Genomic DNA, 20,774 nt, shown 5'->3' on the forward strand with positions numbered 1-20,774 from the left:
GTCTCATCCCTCGCTGACGTGGACGGCAATGGCCGGACCGTACGCGATCCTGCCCTGACAGACCGCCTTGACCACGATCCAGTACTCCCCCGCGGGGGTCGCGAGCGGCGGCCGCAGCTCGAAGACGGCCTGGGCCTCGCCGTCCGCGGGGACCTCGACGGGCAGGACGGCGGGGGCCGTCATGTCCCAGGTGCCGAAGGGCGAGACGGCGTACGCCTGCCCCGTCAGGGGGGTGCGGATGCCGGTGGAGCCGATGCGGGCCCGTACGAGGGCCCGCCCGCCGGGGGCGACGGTGACGGCGGCCTCGGGCGCGGCCACCCACAGCCCGGCCGGAACTCCGGCCGGGCCGCCGGGGACGGTGACGGCGAGTACGTCCTCGAAGGTGCCCGCCGGGGTGGTGGCGAGGATCCGGACCAGGTGTTCGCCGGGTTCCGCTCCGGTGGCGGGCTCCACGGTGAGCGGGAAGGAGAGGTGGCCGCCGGCCGGGAGCTCGGCCCGCCGCCGGGTCCAGGAGGTCGTCCAGCCCGCCGGGGCCCGGACCTCCAGCGCGACCGGGCCGCCGTCCGCCCGTCCGTGGGCGGCGAGGGTGACCGTGGCACCGGCGGGGATCCCGTCACACGTCACCGTGTACGGGGCGTCGCCGAGCGGCGCGGTCCCGGTGTTGTGCAGCCAGTACCGGCTGAACACCGGCTGGTGCGCCTCCCGTTCGCCCTCCCGCAGCGGCATGCCGGATTCCGTGAGCAGCAGGAGCGTGGTCGTCGCGGCGCCCTGGACCTGCCCCTCGAAGAACCCGGTGGGGCGGTCCAGCAGATCGGCCTCGGCCGCCGGATCCGTCGGCCACAGGGTCTCCGCCATCACCGGGCGGCCGTGCGTCTCGCGCAGCCGGACGGCGAGGTCGCCGCGGTCGCCGGAGCCCTCGGCCCGCTTCACCGACTCGATCAGCACCCGGTCGGCCGGCTCCACCCCGAGCAGCGAGCGCGCGGGCGGCCGGGGTCCCTCGGCGGGGGCGGCCACGATGGCGGTGAGCGGCTTGTTGAACTCCCGTCCGCGGCGCGCGAGGTCCACCGCCCGCCAGTCCCCGGAGCCCGCGACCAGTGCGTGCTCGAAGACGTGGGTCCAGTGCTGGAGCTGGAAGGAGCTGCCGTCGGGGGCGGTGCGCCGCGGCGGGTCCATCCACTCCCCGCTCGGGCGGCCGGTGCAGGACCGCATCAGGGTGCTGTGCAGCCGCCCGGCGGTGTCGACGGCGAAGCTGGGCGTGCCGCGCACCAGGATCCCGACGGTGCGGTCGGCGTACGGCTCCTCGCGCGGGTACGCCGCCTCGTGCGCGCCCGCTGCGTCCGACCGGGCCGGGGCCTCGCCGTCCGACCGGGCCGGCGCCTCGCCCACCGGAGCCACGGCGTCGATCCGGCCCGACGCGGCGACGGCCCGGGCGAGCTGCTCCGGGGGGCCGGCGTGGACCAGGACCGGCAGGTCCCGCAGGCCCGTCAGATCGCAGCCGGGGCTCCAGAGCGAGCGGAGCCCCGCCCGGGCCGCCACCCAGACCTGCCCGTGTTCCCGTAGGGCTTCGCGCAGGGCCTTCTCGTGGGCGGGACCGGCCGACTCCAGCAGCGCCGCCGTGAAGGGGTTCTCCCCGGGGCCGCCGAGTGCGATGCGGACGTCGGGCAGGCTGCTGTCCACCGCGAGGTCGCCCCAGCGCGGCCCGGCCGCCCGGGTCGGGGTCGCGGTGACCCCGTGCCTGCCGAGGGCGGTGACCAGCTCCCGCAGCCCCTCGGCCCTGTACTGATCACGCAGCCCCGCGTCCGGGAGGACGATCTCCGCCGCGCCCAGGGCCCGGCCGCCCGGCCCGGTCATCGGGGCCGACAGCGCGAACCAGTTCAGGCAGGGGCTGTCCAGGGTCCAGGGGGCCCGGGTGTGGTCGGCCCCGGTGTCCGCCTCGGGGAAGGCGAACCCGCGCCCCACTGCGGAGGCGGCCGTCTCGGCGACCGGCAGCGCCCCGGGCACGTCGGCCGGGATCCGCAGCCGCAGCAGCTGGTCGGAGCCTTCGAAGGCGTGCACCGTCGTGGTGAGTTCCGCCCGGTCCAGGCCGTTCCACAGGGTGGTGGTCCGGGTCCAGCGGACGGGCCCGGTGCGCCCGGTGGCCACGATGCGCGAACCGAGCGGCCCGCGCTCCGCGCGGCAGGACTCGGCGGGCCCGGCGCCCGAACCGGTGCCCGGGCCCTTGGGCAGCAGGTGCCAGGGGCCCTCTTCGAAGTAGGGGTGCTTGTCGTACTCCTCCTGCACGACGAGCTCGTCCACCTCGCCGGGGGTGAGGATCTCCTGCCCGGTGCGCCGGTCCAGCAGCCGGGCCAGTCCGCCGCCGCGCGCGGGATCGGCCTCGGCGCGCAGGAACTCGTTCTCCGCGGTGTGCCCGGGCGCGGGCTCCCACCCGCCCGAACACGGCGGCTCCGACGCCGCGAGCCACCAGGTCCGGTGGCCGAGCGAGGGCACGTCCCCGGCGAGGAAGGCCACCTCGGCGGTCCCGCCGGCCACGGCCTCGACGTGCACGGGCGCAGCCCGGCCCACCTCGTCCAGGACGGTGATCAGGCGGGCGTCGCGGGCATCGGCGAGGCCGAGCGCCGCCAGCTCGACCCGGGTGCGGACCAGGTCGGTACGGGTCCACGAGACCGGGTTGTACACGGTGACGGCGAGCGGTCCGGGGCCCCGGGTGTCGGCCGCGGCGGTGAGCGCGGCGAGCGCCTCCTCCCGTACGCCGTCGGCCAGTTCGGCGGCCTCGCGCCAGGTGGGGAGCAGGTCGAGGTACACCTGGTCGGAGAAGGTCCCGGTGACGGCGTCGTGGTGGGCGGCGTGCAGCAGGTGGCGCCAGGCCTTGGACAGGGTCCGGGCGGGGTAGTCGGTCAGGCCTTCGGCGCAGGCGAGGGCGGCGAAGGTCTCGGCCTGTTCGAGGAGGTTCTCGGCGGCCCGGTGCGCCTGTTTCACGTCGGCGTAGGTGACGTCCTTGCCGGTGTAGACCGGGCCCATCTCCCGGGTGACCGGCAGCGGCTGCTCGCCGCGCGCCGCGAGTTCGGCGCGGACGGCGTCGAAGTGGGCGCGCGGGCCGGTGTGTTCCATGCGGGGCCAGCAGTAGCGGCGGTTCCAGGCGTGCTGGACGTCCAGGCCCCAGCGGTGCGGCCAGGAGAAGTCGGTGCCCATCGGGATCAGGACGTTCTTGGTCGCGGCGGCGGTGCGCAGCAGCTCGTACAGGTCCAGCAGCTGTTCGGCGGCGGCCTCGGCGTCCGGCGCCTGGTGGGAGAACCAGCCGGCGGAGTAGTGCGCGGGCAGGTAGTGCAGGAGCAGGCCCTGTCCGCCGGGGGCGATCCACTCGTACTCGGCGGGCAGCTGCATGGCGGCGGGGGCGCGCAGCTCGTCGCCCCAGGTGTCCATCATCGGGCCCCACTGGTGGTGGGGGCCGCGGGCCAGGACGGCGGAGTCGAGTCCGGCGCCGGCCATCAGGGCGGGGAAGGAGGGGTCGTGGCCGAAGACGTCGAGCTGCCAGGCGGTGCGCGGGTCGGCGCCGAGGGTGCCGCGGTGCAGGGCGAGGCCGTGGACGGCGGAGCGGATGGTGGTCTCGGCGGAGGTGAGGTTGGTGGAGGGCTCGTTGTAGGTGCCGCCGACGATCTCCACGCGGCCTTCGGCGATGAGCGCGCGCAGCTCGGCGCGTTCGGCGGGGTGGGTGTCCCAGTAGGGCTTGAGGTAGTCGACCTCGGAGAGCACGAAGCGGTACGCGGGGTCCTCGCGCGCCTGCTGGAGGTGGAGCGGGATCAGGGTGAAGGCCGGGACGCCGGTGTACTCCCAGCCGCGTTCGGCCTCGCCGGGTTTCAGCGGGGCGTCCCAGAGGGCGGTGTAGGCGGCCTGGGTGTTCCACCACATGGGGTCGTAGTGGAAGTGCGGGACCAGCCGGACGGTCCAGCCGGGTTCGGCGACGGCCAGGCCGAAGGGCAGCTCGGCGAGCGGCCGCCCGTCGGGGGTGGTGACGCGGACGGTGGCGGGCAGCACGGTCCCGGGGGCGGCGCCCGGGGTGCGGACGGCGACCTCGACGGTGGACTCCGGGACGGGCCGGGGGCCGGACCCGGCCAGATCGGCGCGGGCATCGGTGCCGGCGTAGGCCTCGGCGGCGTCGGCCCGCACGATGCGCGCGTGCGGGGTGGCGATGCCCTCGCCGTGCACCGCCACGTGCAACGGGCCGGCCGGACGGGCCCTGCGGATGCGGACCCGGACGATCTGCGAGGGGTTTTCCGGCGGGCCCGCGAAGAGGGCCGGGGTGGTGACCGTCGTGATGGTAATTCCGCTGTCCATTTCTGCACACTTCCCTGTGGGACAACACCGCTCATCAACAACTAAACCGCATTAGTGCGCTTAGCTTCGGGCGACCAGAACCCGTCTGTCAACTGGCCTGAAGCGCATAAGTACCAGAGCCTCGGAGGTCAGGACTTTCATCCCGCCAAGTCGGGACGTTCGGAGTTGATACTGCTGTTGACTTATCCCCCGCACAGGCGGCAGGTTGTGGGCATCCCGCGAATTCCCCCTGAACTCCAGGACCCTTCATGCACGACGGCAACGCCGCCCCCGCACCCGCCCGCGCCCTGCGTTTCGGCGCCAACTACACGCCGACGCGCGGCTGGTTCCACCACTGGCTCGACTTCGACCTCGACGAGGTCAAGGCCGACCTCGACTCGATCGCCGGCCTCGGCCTGGACCACGTACGGGTCTTCCCGCTGTGGCCGGTGTTCCAGCCGAACCGGACGCTGATCCGGCCGCGGGCCGTCGAGCAGCTCGTCGCGCTCGCCGACGCGGCCGCCGAGCGCGGGCTCGACGTCAACGTGGACGGGCTCCAGGGCCACCTGTCGAGCTTCGACTTCCTGCCCGCGTGGACCGGCACCTGGCACCGGCGCAACATCTTCAGCGATCCGCAGGTCGTCGCCGGGCAGGAGGAGTACCTGCGCACGCTGGCCGCCGCCCTCGCGGACCGGCCGAACTTCCTGGGCATGACGGTCGGCAACGAGATCAACCAGTTCTCCGACGATCCGCACCCCTCCCCCGACCGCATCACCCAGGAGCAGGCCGGTCGCTGGCTGGAGCGGATGCTCGCCGCCTGCGAGGCGGGCGCGCCGGGCCGCATGCACCTGCACGCGGAGTACGACGCCGCCTGGTACCAGGACGGCCACCCCTTCACCGTGGCCCAGGCGGCCCGTCTCGGCGCCGCGACCGCCGTGCACTCCTGGGTGTTCAACGGCACCGCCCAGCGCCACGGCCGGACCGGCACCGCGACCGAGCACCACGCCGCGTACCTGATCGAGCTCTCCAAGGCCTGGGCCCGCGATCCGCACCGCCCGGTCTGGCTCCAGGAGGTGGGCGCGCCCGCGCCGCTGATCCAGCCCGAGCACGCGGCCTCCTTCACCGAGGCGACCGTGGCGAACGCCCTGGACTGCCCCGGCCTGTGGGGCGTGACCTGGTGGTGCTCGCACGACGTGTCCCGGGAGCTCGCGGACTTCCCCGAGCTGGAGTACGGCCTCGGCCTGCTCACCAACGACCGCCGGACCAAGCCCGCCGGAGAGGTGATCGCCCGGATCACCGGGGAGTGGCGGGGCCGCGAGCACCGCCCGGCGGTGCGCCGGGCGGCGCTCGCCGTGGACGTCGGCGGCGCCGAGTCCGCGCCGAACCGCTCGGTGTGCGCCCCCGGCGGGGCCTTCTTCGAAGCCTGGGCGGCGCTCACCGCCCAGGGGGTGCGGCCGGCGGTGGTCCTGGCGGAGCTGGCCGGGGACGCGGAGCACCTGGCCGCCCGCGGCATCACCGAGGTACTGCACGTGTCCGACGTCCACACCGGGGCCTGACCGGGCCCACGGCGCCCGGTGGGCCCACCGGACCCCCGCCGGGCCCCGCCAACCCCCGGCCCCGCCCACGCCCGGCCCCCGCACCGCACCGCACCGCCCCACGGGCCCCCGTACCGCACCGCACCGCCCCACGGGCCCCCGTACCGCACCGCACCGCCCCACGGGCCCCCGTACCGCACCGCACCGCCCCACGGGCCCCCGTACCGCACCGCACCGCCCCACGGGCCCCGACCCGGCCCGCACCGGCCGCTACGGAGGAGAACCCCTCATGTCCGAGATCGACAACGGCGTCGACCCTCGCACCGCCCACCAGTCCGACCCCCACCGGCCCGGACCCCGCCCCGCCTCCCCGCGCCCGACCCGGCGCGGAATGCTGCTCGCCGGAGCGGGGGCCGGGGCAGCCACCCTGCTCTGCACGGCAGCCGGCCCGGCGGCGGCAGCCCCCACGGCCCCGGCACCGGCCCCGGGCACCGGCCCCGCACCGGTCGAACTCCCGGCGGGACTCGCCCCGTACGCCTCGTACTGGTTCCCCGACTCGCTGCCCGCCGGGACCCCGGGTCCCGGGATCACCTGGCGCTCCCTGATGCGGTGGACCCCGGAGTCCGACCCCGATCTGGCCCACAACACCGCCACCGTTGCGCTGGCGCCCCGCTTCACCCCGGTGCCGCCGAACACCACGGCGCGCGCCGGCCAGGCCCGTATCGCCTCGCTCGTCTCCTTCGGGAACACGGCCGGCAATCCGGCCCAGGGCTCGCCCACCGCCGACTACTACGCCCTCACCCACTGGGCGTACATCGACGAGCTGGTCTTCTGGGGCGGCTCCTCCGCCGAGGGCATCGTGCTCGCCCCGAACGCGCCCGTCACCGACGCGGCGCACCGCAACGGCGTCCGGGTGATGGGCAACGTGTTCCTGCCGCCCGTGCCCTACGGCGGCGACCTCCGGTGGACCCGCGATCTGGTCCAACAGGACTCCCTCGGCCGGTTCCCGGTCGCCGAGAAGCTGGTGGAGGTGGCGCGGGCGTACGGGTTCGACGGCTGGTTCGTCAACGCCGAGACCGAGGGCGGCGACAGCGAACTCGCCGCGCGGACGCAGCGGTTCCTGCGGGCCCTGCGCGCCGCCGGCGAACCGCACGGCCTCGGCATCACCTGGTACGACGCGATGAACTCCACCGGCGGGGTCGGCTGGCAGGGCGCGCTGAACGAGCTCAACCAGGAGTTCTACGAGGACCGCCGCGGCAGGGTCGCGGACACGATGTTCGTGGACTTCCGCTGGACCCCGGCGAAGCTCGCCGCCTCCGGCGCCCTCGCCGACCGGCTCGGCCGCAGCCGCCACGAGCTGTGGGCGGCCGTGGACACGGAGTCCAACGGCTGGAACTCCCGGGTGGACTGGGAGGCGATCGTCCCGCGCGGGAGCGAGCACATCGTCTCCTACGGCTTCTACCGGCCCGAGTGGACGCTGGGCCACCTCGCGGACCGCTCCCCCGGCGCCTTCCACCGCGCCGACGACCGGTTCTGGACGGGCGAGTCCCTGGACCCCGCCCACCCCTCCCCCGGAGACCCCTGGCGGGCCCCCGCCACCGTCGTCGCCGACCGGTCCACCGTGACCGCGCTGCCCTTCGCCTGCTCCTTCAACACCGGGCACGGGGAACGCTGGTACGAGAACGGCGAGCCCGTCTCCGACACCGGATGGAACCACCTCGGCCTCCAGGACCGGCTCCCGGGCCGCCGCTGGGCCGTGCACACCAGCGGGACCCGCCCCGAGGTCACCCTCGACTTCGCCCGCGCCTGGCGCGGCGGCTCCAGCCTCCTCGTCACCGGCGGGCTCACCGCCCCGGCCGCGATAGCCCTGCACTCGACCCGGCTGCCCCTGACCCGCTCCTGCGTCGTGGAGCTGGTGCACGCCACCGAGGCGGGCCCGGTGACGGTCGAGCTCGGCGTGGCCACCCGCGAGCCGTCCGGCCCGGGGCAGGAGATCCCGTACACCTGGCTGAAGGCGCAGACGCTCGGGACCGGGCAGGGGTGGCGCACGACCAGGGTCCGGCTGTCGGACCTGGCGGGCGAGACCGCCCACGGTCTGGCCGTACGGATCACCCGGCGCGGGAAGGAGCCGGTGCGCTGGCGGCTCGGCGCACTGACGGTGCGCGAGGCCGCCGCGCGGCCCCGCCCGGCGACTCCGGGCACACCGGCCGTGTCCGCCTCCTCCGAGCAGTCCGGCAAGGCGGCCGTCCGGCTGGCCTGGAAGCGGGCCGCCGGGCCCGTCCGCCATTACGAGGTGTCCCGCGTCCTGCCGGACGGCACCCGCCGCTTCCTCGGCGGCACCTGCGGCACGGCCCTCTTCCTGCCGGCCGTCGAGCGCGCCGGCCGGGAGAAGGCGGCCGTCTTCGACATCCGGGCCGTGGACGAGCTGTACGCCGTCTCCGCCCCCGCCCGTACCACCCTCACCTGGACTGGAGCCCTCTGATGCATGACGACCGCGCAGTGCTGGAGGGACGCCTCAAGCGGGTCCTCGACGAGCGGATCCGCCCTGCCGTGTACCCCCTGACCGCGCCGCTGACCATCGAGGCCTGGACCGCGCCGGGCCGCGAGCCGGTCCCGGTGGCCGAGGGCCTCGCGGCCCCGCACGGCCCGGCCGCCGTCGGCGACGCCTGGGGCGCGCCCTGGGACACGACCTGGTTCAAGGCGACCGGGACGGTGCCCGCGCACTGGGCGGGCCGGGAGGTGGAGGCCGTCATCGACCTCGGCTTCGACGAGCGGATGCCCGGCTTCCAGTGCGAGGCCCTGGTGTACACCCCGGAGGGTTCCCCGCTGAAGGCGATCAACCCGCGCAACCAGTGGGTCCGGGTCGCCGAGGGCCCGGTGGCGGGCGGCGAGCGGGTGGAATGGCACCTGGAGGCCGCCTCCAACCCGGTGATCCTGGACGTCGAGCCGTTCCGGCCGACGGGCCTGGGCGACCGGCACACCGCCGGGGACGAGCCGCAGTACCGCCTGACCCGCGTCGAACTGGCCGTCTTCGACCGGACGGTGTGGGAGCTGGTCATCGACCTGGAGGTGCTCGGCGAGCTGATGGCCGAACTGCCCGTGGACGGGGCCCGGCGCTGGGAGCTGCTGCGCGCGGTCGAACGCTGCCTGGACGCCCTGGACCTGCAAGCGGTGAACGCGACGGCGGGCGCCGCCCGCGCCGAGCTCACCGGGGTGCTCTCCGCGCCCGCCGACGCCTCCGCGCACCGGATCAGCGCGGTCGGACACGCGCACATCGACTCGGCGTGGCTGTGGCCGCTGCGCGAGACGGTGCGCAAGGTGGCCCGGACGACGTCGAACATGACCTCGCTGCTGGAGGGCGAGCCGGACTTCGTCTTCGCCATGTCGCAGGCGCAGCAGTACGCCTGGATCAAGGAGCACCGGCCGGAGGTGTACGCGAAGGTCAAGAAGGCGGTCGCGGAGGGCCGGTTCGTGCCGGCGGGCGGCATGTGGGTGGAGTCGGACACCAACATGCCGGGGTCGGAGGCGATGGCCCGTCAGTTCACCCACGGGAAGCGCTTCTTCCTGGAGGAGTTCGGCATCGAGAACGACGAGGCCTGGCTGCCCGACACCTTCGGCTTCGCCGCCGGGCTGCCGCAGATCATCAAGGCGGCCGGGTCCAAGCGGCTGCTGACGCAGAAGATCTCCTGGTCACAGGTGAACGCGTTCCCGCACCACACCTTCCAGTGGGAGGGCATCGACGGGACCCGGATCTTCACGCACTTCCCGCCGGTCGACACCTACAACTGCTCGGTGGACGGCCGGGAGATCGCGCACGCGGCCCGCAACTTCAAGGACAAGGGCGCGGCCCGGCACTCCCTCGCGCCGACGGGCTGGGGCGACGGCGGCGGCGGCACGACCCGGGAGATGATCGCGAAGGCCCGCCGGCTGCGGGACCTGGAGGGCTCGGCGCAGGTGGTGTGGGAGTCCCCGGCCGCCTTCTTCGACAAGGCGCAGGCCGAGTACCCGGACCCGCCCGTGTGGGTCGGCGAGCTCTACCTGGAGCTGCACCGGGCCACGCTGACCAGCCAGGCCAAGACCAAGCAGGGCAACCGGCGCAGCGAGTCCCTGCTGCGCGAGGCGGAGCTGTGGGCGGCGACCGCGGCGGTCCGCGCCGGGTTCCCGTACCCGTACGAGGAGCTGGACCGGATCTGGAAGACGGTGCTGCTCCACCAGTTCCACGACATCCTGCCCGGGTCCTCGATCGCCTGGGTGCACCGGGAGGCGGAGGCCACCTACGCGGCGCTCGCCGAGGAGCTGACCGGGATCGTCACCGCGGCCCAGCGGGCCCTGGCGGGCGACCCCGAGGGCGGCCGCGAGCTGGTCTTCAACGCCGCCCCGCACGCCCGCGCCGGGGTCCCGGCCGGGGGCAGCGCCCCGCTCGGCGTCCCGGTGGGGCAGGTCTCGGCCGGTCCGCGCGCCGGGGGCGGCTTCACCCTCGAAAACTCCCGGCTGCGGGTGGAGGTCGACGTTCGGGGCCTGGTGGTCTCCGCCTGCGACCTGGTCGCCGGCCGCGAGTCGGTGGCCCCGGGGCACGCGGCGAACCTGCTGCAGATCCACCCGGACTTCCCGAACATGTGGGACGCCTGGGACGTGGACTCCTTCTACCGGAACACGGTCACCGACCTCACCGAGGCCGACTCGGTCACCCTCACGGAGGATGCGGGTGCCGCGACGGTGACGGTGGCGCGCTCCTTCGGCTCCTCGCGGGTGGTGCAGCGCCTGACCCTGCGGGCGGGGCTGGGCCGGCTCGACATCGACACCGAGGTGGACTGGCACGAGACGGAGAAGTTCCTGAAGGCGGCCTTCCCGCTGGACGTGCACGCCGACCGGTACGCGTCCGAGACGCAGTTCGGGCACCTTTACCGCCCCACCCACACCAACACCAGCTGGGAGGCGGCCAAGTTCGAGGCCTGCCACCACCGCTTCCTGCACGTCGCGGAGCCCGGCTGGGGCGCCGCGATCGTCAACGACTCGATGTACGGGCACGATGTCACCCGCGACGTCCGGGCCGACGGCGGTACGACGACCACGGTCCGGCTGTCGCTGCTGCGGGCCCCGCGCTTCCCGGACCCGGAGACCGACCAGGGCCCGCACCGGTTCGGCTACGCGCTGGTGCCGGGCGCCTCGATCGGGGACGCGGTCCGCGAGGGCTTCGCGATCAACCTGCCCGAGCGCCGGCTGACCGGCACCCGGGAGACGGCCCCGCTGGTCCGCGTCGACAACGAGAAGGTGGCCGTCTCGGCGGTCAAACTCGCCGACGACGGCAGCGGCGACCTGGTGGTCCGGCTGTACGAGACCACGGGCGGCCGGGCCGCGGCCCGGCTGACCCTGGACTTCGAGCACACCGGCGTCCGCGCCACGGACCTGCTGGAGCGGCCGCTGGCCGAAGCCCCCGCGCTGGTGGCGGCCTCCGGCGCGCCGGCCGACGTACGGCTCGGTCCGTTCGAGCTGGTGACCCTGCGGTTCACTCGGCCCTAGGGGTTCACTCGGCCCTAGGGGTTCGCTCGGCCCCAGCGGTTCAATCGGGCAGGGCGGCGGGATCGGTGCGCGGGACGGCCACCGTCACGCGCAGCCCGTGCGGCGGGTTCTTCTCGTAGGAGAGGGACCCGCCGCCCGCCGCGAGCAGGATGCGGGAGATGGACAGGCCCAGCCCGGAGCCCTTGATGTTCTGGTGGCGTCCGCTGCGCCAGAACCGGTCACCGATCCGCTGCAGCTCCTCCTCGGTGAGCCCGGGGCCCCGGTCGGCGACCACGATCAGCACCCGGTCGCCGTCCACGGAGAGCGCCACCTCGACGTCCTCACCCTCCGGAGTGAACTTGAGGGCGTTGTCGATGACGGCGTCGAGCGCGCTGGAGAGCGCGATCGGGTCGGCCCAGCCGGTGGCGGCGGTCCGTCCCGTCCCGGTCAGCCGCACGCCCTTCTCCTCGGCGAACGGGCGCCAGGCCGTCACCCGCTCGGCGGCCAGCCCCGCGATGTCTATCAGGCTGATCTCGGCGGCGGCGTGCTCGGCCAGGGCCAGGTCGAGCAGGTCGTCCAGGACCTGGGTCAGGCGCTTTCCCTCGGTCCGTACGGAGGCGATCTCCTCGTTGCCCTCGGGCAGTTCCAGGGCGAGCAGCTCGATCCGCAGGAGCAGTGCGGCGAGCGGGTTGCGCAGCTGGTGGGAGGCGTCGGCGACGAAGGCCCGCTGCTGTTCCAGCACCTCTTCGACGTTGTCGGCCATCTCGTTGAACGAGCGGGCCAGGCGCCTGAGTTCCGGGGGGCCGCCGCCCGCCGCGACGCGGGAGTTCATCCGCCCGGTGGCGATGCCGTGGGCGGCGGCGTCCAGGGTCTGCACGGGCTTGAGCACCCAGCTGGTCAGCCGCAGGGCGGCGCCGAAGGCCACGAGCATGGCCGCGCCGAGCCCGGCGGCGATGAGCAGCCAGCCCCGCAGGATCCGGGAGCGCATCTGGTCGGTGGGCGACTCGGTGGCGACCACGGCGACCACGTCCCCGTCGAGGACGACCGGGGAGGCTACGAGGATCTTCCCGTGGATCTGCCAGGGCCACACCTGGCCGGGGTCGTGGCTGCGCCGTCCCGCGAGCGCCTCGATGAACGCGTCGCGCCCCTCGCCCCGCTCCGGCAGCTCCCACCAGCTGGGGGACCGGGCAATGGCGTTGTCGTCCCGGCGGAAGATGCCGACGCGGATCCCGTACAGGTCCTGGTAGCGGGCCAGTTCGTGCTGGAGGGTTTCGCGGCGTTCGCCGGCTCCGCCGGACTTCGAGCCCTCGGCGTCGATCACGAACTGGGCGAGCGCGGCGAAGCGGGCGCTGTCGTCGATCCGGTCGACGACCACCCGCTGCTGCTGCCCGGCCGCGAGGGCCACCGCGAGCGGGAAGCCGAGGGCGATCAGGACGCCCGCCATCAGGACGACGAGCAGCGGGAGCAGACGGGCGCGCACGACGGGTGGCCGCTAGACGGCGGGCGGGGCGGAGGCGGCGGGCGGCGCGGGCGCGGCCGGGGCGGGCGGTACGACGAGCCGGTACCCCACGCCGCGGACGGTCTCGATGAGCGCCGGCATGCGCAGCTTGGACCGCAGCGAGGCCACGTGCACCTCAAGGGTCCGGCCGGTGCCTTCCCAACTGGTGCGCCAGACCTCACTGATGATCTGCTCGCGGCGGAAGACCACGCCGGGGCGCTGCGCGAGCAGCGCCAGCAGGTCGAACTCCTTGCGGGTCAGCGCCACGTCGACGCCGTCCACGCTGACCCGGCGGGTGGAGAGCTCGATGCCGACGGTCCCGAGCCGGACCACGCCGGGCGTGCCCGCGGGGCCGGCGGCGGCGCTCTCCTCGGAGGCGCCGGTACGGCGGGCCACCGCGTGGATGCGGGCGAGCAGTTCGCCGGTGTCGTAGGGCTTGGTGACGTAGTCGTCGGCGCCCATGTTGAGCCCGTGGATGCGGGAGCGCACGTCGGCCCGCGCCGTGACCATGATGACGGGCGTGCTGGTGCGCTTGCGGATCTTGCCGCACACCTCGTAGCCGTCCTGGTCGGGCAGGCCGAGGTCGAGCAGGATCACCCCGTACGGGGAGGCCTGGGGCGGTGTTCCCGCTGCCAGCAGGGCCTGCAGGGCCTCCTCGCCGCTGCGGGCATGGGTGACCTTGAAGCCGTGCCGGGCGAGGATCGCGGACAGGGCGGCGGCGACGTGGTCGTCGTCCTCGACGAGCAGCAGTCTCATGTCGTCCCCCTCTCCATCTCTTGATCTCTTCGCGTTCGCATGGCGGACATCATGGGCCACCAAGCATCCACGCCGATGCGGACTCCCACGTCAAGACGGTTCCGGCCCGTCGGGGGTTCCGTTATGGACCCGGTACTGCCACGGCCGGTGCGGGACGCCCGCGGGTACGGAGCGTATCGGTGCGAGGCCGGATCGTTATGCTCAATTCTCCCTCAGATGTACTGACGCTGTGCGCGCCACGTCACTACTGTCCTCCCAACCGAGGAGGACGGAGCCACAAGCCGATGAGCGGAGTATCAGTGACCAAGGACGTGCGGGACGCGGCCGGTGCCGCGGACGACCTGGTCGTGCTGAGCAACGTCAACAAGCACTTCGGCGCGCTGCACGTGCTTCAGGACATCGATCTGAGCATTGCCCGCGGTGAGGTCGTCGTGGTGATCGGCCCTTCGGGGTCGGGCAAGTCCACGCTGTGCAGGACCATCAACCGCCTGGAGACGATCGATTCGGGCAGCATCACCCTCGACGGCAAGCAACTGCCGTCGGAGGGCAAGGCGCTGGCGAAGCTGCGCGCCGATGTGGGCATGGTCTTCCAGTCGTTCAACCTCTTCGCGCACAAGACGGTGCTGCAGAACGTGATGCTGGGCCAGCTCAAGGTCCGCAAGGCGGACCAGGCGGCGGCGCTGGAGAAGGCCAAGTCCCTCCTCGACCGGGTGGGTGTCGGCTCGCAGGCCGACAAGTACCCGGCGCAGCTCTCGGGCGGTCAGCAGCAGCGCGTGGCGATCGCGCGCGCCCTGGCGATGGACCCGAAGGTGATGCTCTTCGACGAGCCGACCTCGGCCCTCGACCCGGAAATGATCAATGAGGTGCTGGAGGTCATGCAGCAGCTCGCCCGGGAAGGGATGACCATGGTCGTCGTCACGCACGAGATGGGCTTCGCCCGCTCAGCCGCCAACCGGGTTGTCTTCATGGCCGACGGAAAGATCGTCGAAGAGGCCACGCCCGAGCAGTTCTTCAGCAACCCGCGGAGCGACCGCGCCAAGGACTTCCTCTCGAAGATCCTGCACCACTGACCTTCGCATCTGGTAGTGATCCGGTGACGGATCGTCGTCCAGCACGTACGTCTCACGTCTCACTTCACTGCTGTCTCACGTCTCACTTCGAGGGAAGTCCACCATGAAGCTCTCCAAGGTCGGCGCGGCCGCCGCCATCGCCGTTGCTCTCGCCCTGACCGCGACCGCCTGTGGCAGCGGCGACGACACCAAGCCCGGCAGCGACGCCGGCGCGTCGGGCGGGGCCAAGAAGGACAAGATCGTCATCGGCATCAAGTTCGACCAGCCGGGTGTGGGCCTCAAGACCCCCGACGGCAAGTTCACGGGCTTCGACGTGGACGTGGCGACGTACGTGGCCAAGGAGCTCGGCTACGCGCCCGACCAGATCGAGTTCAAGCAGGCCGTCAGCGCCGAGCGCGAGAACCTGATCTCCAACGGTGACGTGAAGCTGGTCGTGGCGAGCTACTCGATCAACGACAAGCGCAAGGAGAAGGTCGACTTCGCCGGCCCGTACTTCCTCGCGCACCAGGACCTGCTGGTCCGCGCCGACGACACCTCGATCACCAAGGCCGAGGACCTCAACAAGAAGAAGCTCTGCTCGGTCACCGGCTCCACGTCGGCGCAGAACGTCAAGACCAAGCTGGCCCCCGAGGCGGACCTTCAGCAGCTGGGCGGCTACTCCGAGTGCCTGACCGGCCTGGAGAACAAGGCCGTCGACGCCCTGACCACGGACAACGTGATCCTGGCCGGCTACGCCGCGCAGGACAAGAACAAGGGCAAGTTCAAGCTGGTCGGGCTGAGCCTGAGCAACGAGAACTACGGCATCGGTCTGAAGAAGGGCGACAAGGAGCTCCAGACCAAGGTCAACGCCGCCATCAAGAAGATGGAGGCGGACGGCGCCTGGGAAGCCGCCATCAAGAAGAACTTCGGTCCGTCCGGCTACAAGAACGAGCCGGCTCCCGCGGTCACCGAAGGCAGCTGACCCGGCGGCCGGTCCGCCGGCCGATCCATCGGTGAGGTCCGTCGCCGCCCGCCTGCCGCGGGCGGCGCCGTGCCCCACCGGCCAACCTGGCCATCCTGGGGAGAGCGCAGGCCATCGTGTTCGATTTTCTTGATTCCGGGCAGTACGACGTGCTCGGAGCCTTCTGGGTGACGGTTCAGCTCACCCTCTACTCGGCCGTCGGGTCCCTGATCTGGGGCACCGTGCTGGCCGGGATGCGGGTCAGTCCGGTCCCGCTGATGCGGGGCTTCGCCACCACGTACGTCAACGTGGTCCGCAACACCCCGCTGACCGTGCTGATCATCGGCTGTTCGCTGGGCCTCAACCAGACCCTCGGCGTCACGCTCGGCGGCGGCACCTTCAAGGACATCGGTTTCCGGCTCGCGGTCCTCGGGTTCATCGCCTACACCGGCACCTTCGTCTGTGAGGCGATCCGATCGGGCATCAACACGGTCCCGGTCGGCCAGGCCGAGGCCTCCCGTGCCCTGGGCATGAGCTTCCTCCAGACGCTCACCCTGATCGTGCTCCCCCAGGCCTTCCGCGCGGTCGTCGCACCGCTCGCCAACGTACTGATCGCCCTCACCAAGAACACCACGGTGGCAGCGGCGATCGGCGTGGCCGAGGCGGCGCTGCTGATGAAGGAGATGGTCGAGAACGAGCCCCAGGACCTCTTCGCCGTCTTCGGCGTCTTCGCCCTCGGATTCGTCCTTCTGACCCTGCCCACCGGCCTGCTCCTGGGCTGGGTGGCCAAGCGCGTGGCGGTGAAGCGATGACCTCGGTGCTGTACGACGCCCCCGGCCCCCGGGCCAAGGCCCGCAACTGGATCTACAGCGGCATCTTCCTCGTGGCGGCCGCCGCCGTCGCATGGTGGGTGTTGTCCGCCCTGGCGGACAAGAACCAGCTCGAAGCCGACAAGTGGAGCCCCTTCTTCACCGACGGCCAGATCTGGACGACGTTCCTGCTCCCCGGCCTCGGCGAGACCCTGCGGGCCGGCGCCATCGCCATGGTGATCGCCCTGCCGCTGGGCGCCCTGCTCGGCATCGGCCGACTCTCCGACCACGCGTGGGTACGCAGCGCCGTGGGCACCTGGGTCGAGTTCTTCCGGGCCATCCCGGTCCTGATGCTGATGCTCTTCGGCTCCGCCTTCTACGTGCAGTACACAGGCGTCGACTCCGAGATCAGGCCGCTGTACGCGGTGATCACCGGGCTGGTCCTGTACAACTCCGCGGTCATCGGCGAGATCGTCCGGGCCGGCGTCGAGTCGCTGCCGAGGGGTCAGACCGACGCCGCCAAGGCGATCGGCATGCGCAAGGGCCAGGTCATGTCCTACGTCCTGCTCCCGCAGGCGGTCACCGCGATGCTGCCGGCGCTGGTCAGCCAACTCGTGGTGGTCCTCAAGGACACCGCGATCGGCGGTGCGGTACTGGGCCTCGCCGAGCTGCTGTCCACCTACCGGCAGATCTCGGCGAACTACAGCAACACCATCCCGACCCTGGTCGTGATCGCGGCGATCTACATCGTGGTGAACTTCGCCCTCACCACCTTCGCCTCCTGGATGGAGGGCCGGCTGCGCAAGTCGAAGCGGACCACGGACGCGATCGTCCCGGTCAGCCAGTTCGACGCGGGCCAGAACGCGGGCGGCGCCGGCGGCGCCGCCTGACCGGACCGCCGGCGGAACATCGGACATGCGCTCGAACCCGCGTCCGGCATCCGGCCTGACAGCCGGTCAGTACACTGGCGGGACACGTGTGGTGCGACGGAACTCATCCGTCGCACCACTCGGCATTGTCCGGCCCGGCGTCACTTGACGCAGGCACCTCCAGTGGGTTGCATACGTTCTGTGATCACATACCGGACACCGGGAGCCACATCATGGACCCGGTGATCGTCGTCGGCGCGGGGCCCGTCGGGCTGTCCCTGTCCCTCGCCCTGGCCGGCCAGGGCGTGCCCTGCGTCGTGCTCGACGAGGGATCCGGCAAGGAAGAACCCCGCCCCGCCCGCACCGTCGCCCTGCACGCCGACACCGCCGCCATGGTGCACCGGCTGGGCTGTACGACGCTGCGCGACGAGGGTGCGTACTTCACCGCCTGGCGCACCATGCGGCGCGGGCGCGAATCCCAGCGGATCACCTTCGAGGACGGTCCGGCCCCGATCCACCTGCCCCAGCACGCCCTGACCCGCGGACTGCGCGACGCCGCCGCCGCGCACCCCATGATCCAGCTCGTCACCGAGAGCAAACTCGACGCCCTGGAGCAGGACGGCCGCGGGGTCACCGCCCACACCCGGGGAGCCGAGACCACGTGGTGGCGCGGGAGCCACCTGGTCGGCTGCGACGGGGCCCGCTCCACCGTGCGCAAGCTGCTCGGCATCCGCTTCCCCGGCCGCACCGCCGTCGAACGGCACGCCGTGGCCGCCCTGCGCACCGAACTGCCCTGGCCCGGTGAAGCGTTGCTGGACCGAAGCCCGCCCGAAGAGGTCACCGCACGGCCGCTGGCCGACGGGGCGTACCGGCTGGACTGGCTGCTCCCCGCGCGCGGGGACCTCGTCACCCCCGACGCGCTGGTGACCCTCATCCGCGACAGCCTCGCACTGTGGTGCGGGGGCACGACACCCCCGTACGAGCTCCTCGACACCGGGGTCCACACCCTGCACCACCGGCTCGCCCGGCGCTGGCGCGACGGCCGCTGCTTCCTCGCCGGGGACGCCGCGCACCTGCTCGGCGCGCTCGGCACCCAGGGCGTGGAGGAAGGCCTCCGGGACGCCGAGAACCTCGCCTGGAAGCTCTCCGTCGCCTGGCACCAGGGGGCCTCCGAAGCCCTCCTCGACAGTTACGAGGCCGAGCGCCGCAGGGCGGTGGCCGCCCGGCTGCGCGCCGCCGACCAGGCCATGCCCGCGCTGCGGGCCGGGGGCGGTCTGCGCACCTACCTCCCCGGAGCCTCGCGCGCCGCCGAACTGCTGCTGACCGACGGCCATTTGGGGCGCGGCCCGCTCGGCGCGGAGCCGGTGTACGCCCCGCCCGTGGCCGTCCACGACGTGCCCACCGCCACCGAGCCGGGCGGGGCCGTCGCGAACGTCCCGGTGACCGCCCCCGACGGCTCGACGGTGCCGCTGCGCGACCAGCTGGGGCGGGGCCGGCTCCTCGTGGTCCTCGTCGCCCCGGGCACCGGGGTCTGGGACCGGCGGCACTGGCTGGGCGCCGGCCTGATGCCCCGCCTCGCGGCGGCCGTCTCCGCGCTGCCGGTCCGGACGGAGCTGCTCGTGGCGGACGGCTACCCCGGGGCGGCGGCCCACACCGTGCTCCTCGTACGACCGGACGGGCATCTCGCGGCCACCTTCGCCGGGGTCGACCCGGCCGGGCTGTACGAGGCCGCGGACGCGGTCCGGCACGGAGCTCCGGACGCCGCACCGGCCCCGGCCCCCAGGGCCCTGCCCGCCGCCGCACCCGTGATCGATTGATGATCGATTGACCCTCCGGCCGAGTCGTGCTTCACTCGCGGACATGACCGGCAACGACGTACGCCTGTGGCGGAGGGTCCATATGGACCTGCTCCGCTACGCGGGCTGCGTGTGTCGCCCTTCCTGCTGATTCGCCTTCCCCCGCGCGCCCCCATGTGTGTGCCGCGCACTCTCGCGAACCCTCAGGACGGTCATCCTCCATGTCTGCACCCACGCACGCCCCGGCGGCGGCTCCGGTTTCCGCCCCGGCCCTCTCGGCGGCGGACCTCCTCGCCTTCACCCTGCGCATCGCCTCCGACCCCGAACTGATCGCCTCCCTCCCCCTCGACCCCGAGGGCCGGACGTGGATCCGGCTCGACGGCCCGGGCGGCAGCGAGGCCTGGCTGATCGGCTGGCCGCCCGGCACCGGAACCGGCTGGCACGACCACGCCGAGTCGCGGGGCGCGTTCACCACCGCGCGCGGACACCTCACGGAGAACTCCCTGACGGTCCGCCTCCCCTCCGAGGGCTGGCAGTCCCTGTCCCTGGCCCCCGACGTGGACCGCACGCGCCGGCTGGGCGCGGGCACCGGGCGGGCCTTCGGCGAGCACCACGTGCACGAGGTGCTCAACGAGTCCGCGAGCGAGCACGCGATCTCCGTCCACGCGTACTACCCGCCGCTGCCCCTGATCCGCCGCTACAGCCGCACCGGCCCGGTGCTCACGCTGGAGCAGGTCGAGCGTCCGGCGGACTGGCAGTGAGCGGCATCGACGCCCTCGTCGACCGGCTGCGGACCACGTACACCCGGGTGGACGCGGCCCAGGCGCACGCGGAGTCCCTGACCGGGGCCCTGCTGGTCGACATCCGGTACCAGGCCCTGCGCGAGCGGGACGGACTGATCCCGGGCGCGCTGGTGGTCGAGCGCAACGAACTGGAATGGCGCCTCGACCCCGAAGGCTCCCACCGCCTCCCGGAGGCGGTGGACCACGACGTCCGCATCATCGTCATCTGCAACGAGGGCTACGCCTCCACCCTTGCGGCGGCCTCCCTCCACGCCCTGTCCCTCCCCCGCGCGACGGACCTCACGGGCGGCTTCCAGGCCTGGAAGGCCGCCGGCCTCCCCGTAGTTCCTTCTTGACGCGGAGCACCCCTTCTCGACGCGAGGCACCCCTTCTCGACGCGAGGCACCCCTCCTCGACGCGAGGCACCCCTCCTCGACGCGAGGCACCCCTCCTCGACGCGAGGCTCGCACCGCTGCGCGGGCTTCGCCCCGCTGCGCCGGACTCCGTCCGGCGGTGGCCGGTCCGCGTGCCCGCCACCGCTGTTCCGGCGCGGGCCAGGTGGGCGGGTGCGGCTGGGTGGGCCCTGCGGGGCGGGGTCCCCTACCCGCCCTTCGCCCGTTCCCCGGGACTCCGCCCCGGACCCCTGCTCCTCGAACTCCGGAGGGGCTGGGCGCATCCAGCCTCGCCGGCGTTCGAGGCGCGGGGTCCGGGCATTCCAGCCGTCCGAGGACCGGGGTCCGGGGCGGAGCCCCAAGGCTTTTCAGCCCGTCCGGCGTTTGAGGACCGGGGTCCGGGCAGCGCCCGGGGAACGGTGGAAGGGCGGGTAGGGGAGCTCCGCCCCGCGCAGCGGCAACGGCCGCAGCCGGGACCCAGCACCGCGCAGGCGTCCGGGCCGACGCGGCCGCCTCC

Annotated in this window: 14 protein-coding genes; 11 read left to right on the forward strand and 3 right to left on the reverse strand. The window is 73.4% G+C overall.

Annotation, left to right across the window (positions count from 1 at the left end; translation table 11 throughout):
* Positions 1 to 3: 3 nt before the first annotated feature.
* The gene (locus tag AC3IX6_RS09070; protein ID WP_489369713.1) at positions 4 to 4,332 is read right to left on the reverse strand and encodes a glycoside hydrolase family 38 N-terminal domain-containing protein; all 4,329 of its coding nucleotides are present in this window, start codon (positions 4,330 to 4,332) and stop codon (positions 4 to 6) included.
* 248 nt (positions 4,333 to 4,580) lie between these two features.
* Here AC3IX6_RS09070 and AC3IX6_RS09075 point away from each other — a divergent pair, with 248 nt between their 5' ends.
* The 3 genes from AC3IX6_RS09075 to AC3IX6_RS09085 all read left to right on the forward strand — a co-directional run bounded on the left by AC3IX6_RS09075 (position 4,581) and on the right by AC3IX6_RS09085 (position 11,366).
* A complete protein-coding gene (locus tag AC3IX6_RS09075) occupies positions 4,581 to 5,867 on the forward strand; it encodes a glycoside hydrolase 5 family protein (protein ID WP_489369714.1) in 1,287 nt (428 codons plus the stop codon).
* A 370-nt stretch (positions 5,868 to 6,237) separates the two neighbouring features.
* Positions 6,238 to 8,328 carry an endo-beta-N-acetylglucosaminidase gene (locus tag AC3IX6_RS09080; RefSeq protein ID WP_489371382.1) on the forward strand — a complete coding sequence of 697 codons (2,091 nt, stop codon included), beginning with the start codon at positions 6,238 to 6,240 and terminating at the stop codon, positions 8,326 to 8,328.
* Positions 8,328 to 11,366, forward strand: coding sequence for an alpha-mannosidase (locus AC3IX6_RS09085; RefSeq protein WP_489369715.1), 3,039 nt, complete (start codon positions 8,328 to 8,330; stop codon positions 11,364 to 11,366). Before AC3IX6_RS09080 ends, AC3IX6_RS09085 begins: the two co-directional genes overlap by 1 nt.
* Before the next feature lie 40 nt (positions 11,367 to 11,406).
* Here AC3IX6_RS09085 and AC3IX6_RS09090 read toward each other — a convergent pair whose 3' ends face one another.
* Positions 11,407 to 12,825, reverse strand: a complete 1,419-nt coding sequence (locus tag AC3IX6_RS09090) for a sensor histidine kinase (protein WP_489369716.1) — start codon at positions 12,823 to 12,825, stop codon at positions 11,407 to 11,409.
* Between the two features lie 12 nt (positions 12,826 to 12,837).
* The gene (locus tag AC3IX6_RS09095) at positions 12,838 to 13,599 is read right to left on the reverse strand and encodes a response regulator transcription factor (protein ID WP_489369717.1); all 762 of its coding nucleotides are present in this window, start codon (positions 13,597 to 13,599) and stop codon (positions 12,838 to 12,840) included.
* Positions 13,600 to 13,883: 284 nt separating this feature from the next.
* On the opposite strand from AC3IX6_RS09095, the gene AC3IX6_RS09100 reads away from it, so the two are divergent.
* The 8 genes from AC3IX6_RS09100 to AC3IX6_RS09135 all read left to right on the forward strand — a co-directional run bounded on the left by AC3IX6_RS09100 (position 13,884) and on the right by AC3IX6_RS09135 (position 20,221).
* Complete coding sequence (locus AC3IX6_RS09100; RefSeq protein ID WP_266903977.1) at positions 13,884 to 14,669, forward strand: amino acid ABC transporter ATP-binding protein; 786 nt, start codon at positions 13,884 to 13,886, stop codon at positions 14,667 to 14,669.
* Between the two features lie 103 nt (positions 14,670 to 14,772).
* Positions 14,773 to 15,630 carry a glutamate ABC transporter substrate-binding protein gene (locus AC3IX6_RS09105; protein WP_489369718.1) on the forward strand — a complete coding sequence of 286 codons (858 nt, stop codon included), beginning with the start codon at positions 14,773 to 14,775 and terminating at the stop codon, positions 15,628 to 15,630.
* Between the two features lie 116 nt (positions 15,631 to 15,746).
* Positions 15,747 to 16,421 (forward strand): amino acid ABC transporter permease, encoded by a 675-nt coding sequence (locus AC3IX6_RS09110; RefSeq protein ID WP_489369719.1) that lies wholly within the window; start codon positions 15,747 to 15,749, stop codon positions 16,419 to 16,421.
* Positions 16,418 to 17,308: an amino acid ABC transporter permease gene (locus tag AC3IX6_RS09115; RefSeq protein WP_489369720.1), complete on the forward strand. Its 891-nt coding sequence runs from the start codon at positions 16,418 to 16,420 to the stop codon at positions 17,306 to 17,308. The genes AC3IX6_RS09110 and AC3IX6_RS09115 overlap by 4 nt, the downstream gene beginning before the upstream one ends.
* 212 nt (positions 17,309 to 17,520) lie before the next feature.
* On the forward strand, positions 17,521 to 19,104 hold the full coding sequence (locus tag AC3IX6_RS09120) for an FAD-dependent oxidoreductase (protein ID WP_489369721.1): 1,584 nt from the start codon (positions 17,521 to 17,523) through the stop codon (positions 19,102 to 19,104).
* A 43-nt stretch (positions 19,105 to 19,147) separates the two neighbouring features.
* Positions 19,148 to 19,234, forward strand: a complete 87-nt coding sequence (locus AC3IX6_RS09125) for a putative leader peptide (RefSeq protein ID WP_311318651.1) — start codon at positions 19,148 to 19,150, stop codon at positions 19,232 to 19,234.
* A gap of 70 nt (positions 19,235 to 19,304) precedes the next feature.
* Complete coding sequence (locus tag AC3IX6_RS09130; protein ID WP_489369722.1) at positions 19,305 to 19,844, forward strand: cupin domain-containing protein; 540 nt, start codon at positions 19,305 to 19,307, stop codon at positions 19,842 to 19,844.
* Entirely contained in the window at positions 19,835 to 20,221 is a 387-nt protein-coding gene (locus AC3IX6_RS09135) for a rhodanese-like domain-containing protein (protein ID WP_489371383.1), read from the forward strand. Before AC3IX6_RS09130 ends, AC3IX6_RS09135 begins: the two co-directional genes overlap by 10 nt.
* Positions 20,222 to 20,774 lie beyond the last annotated feature (553 nt).

It is taken from the genome of Streptomyces sp. GL_141 (genome assembly GCF_057834385.1).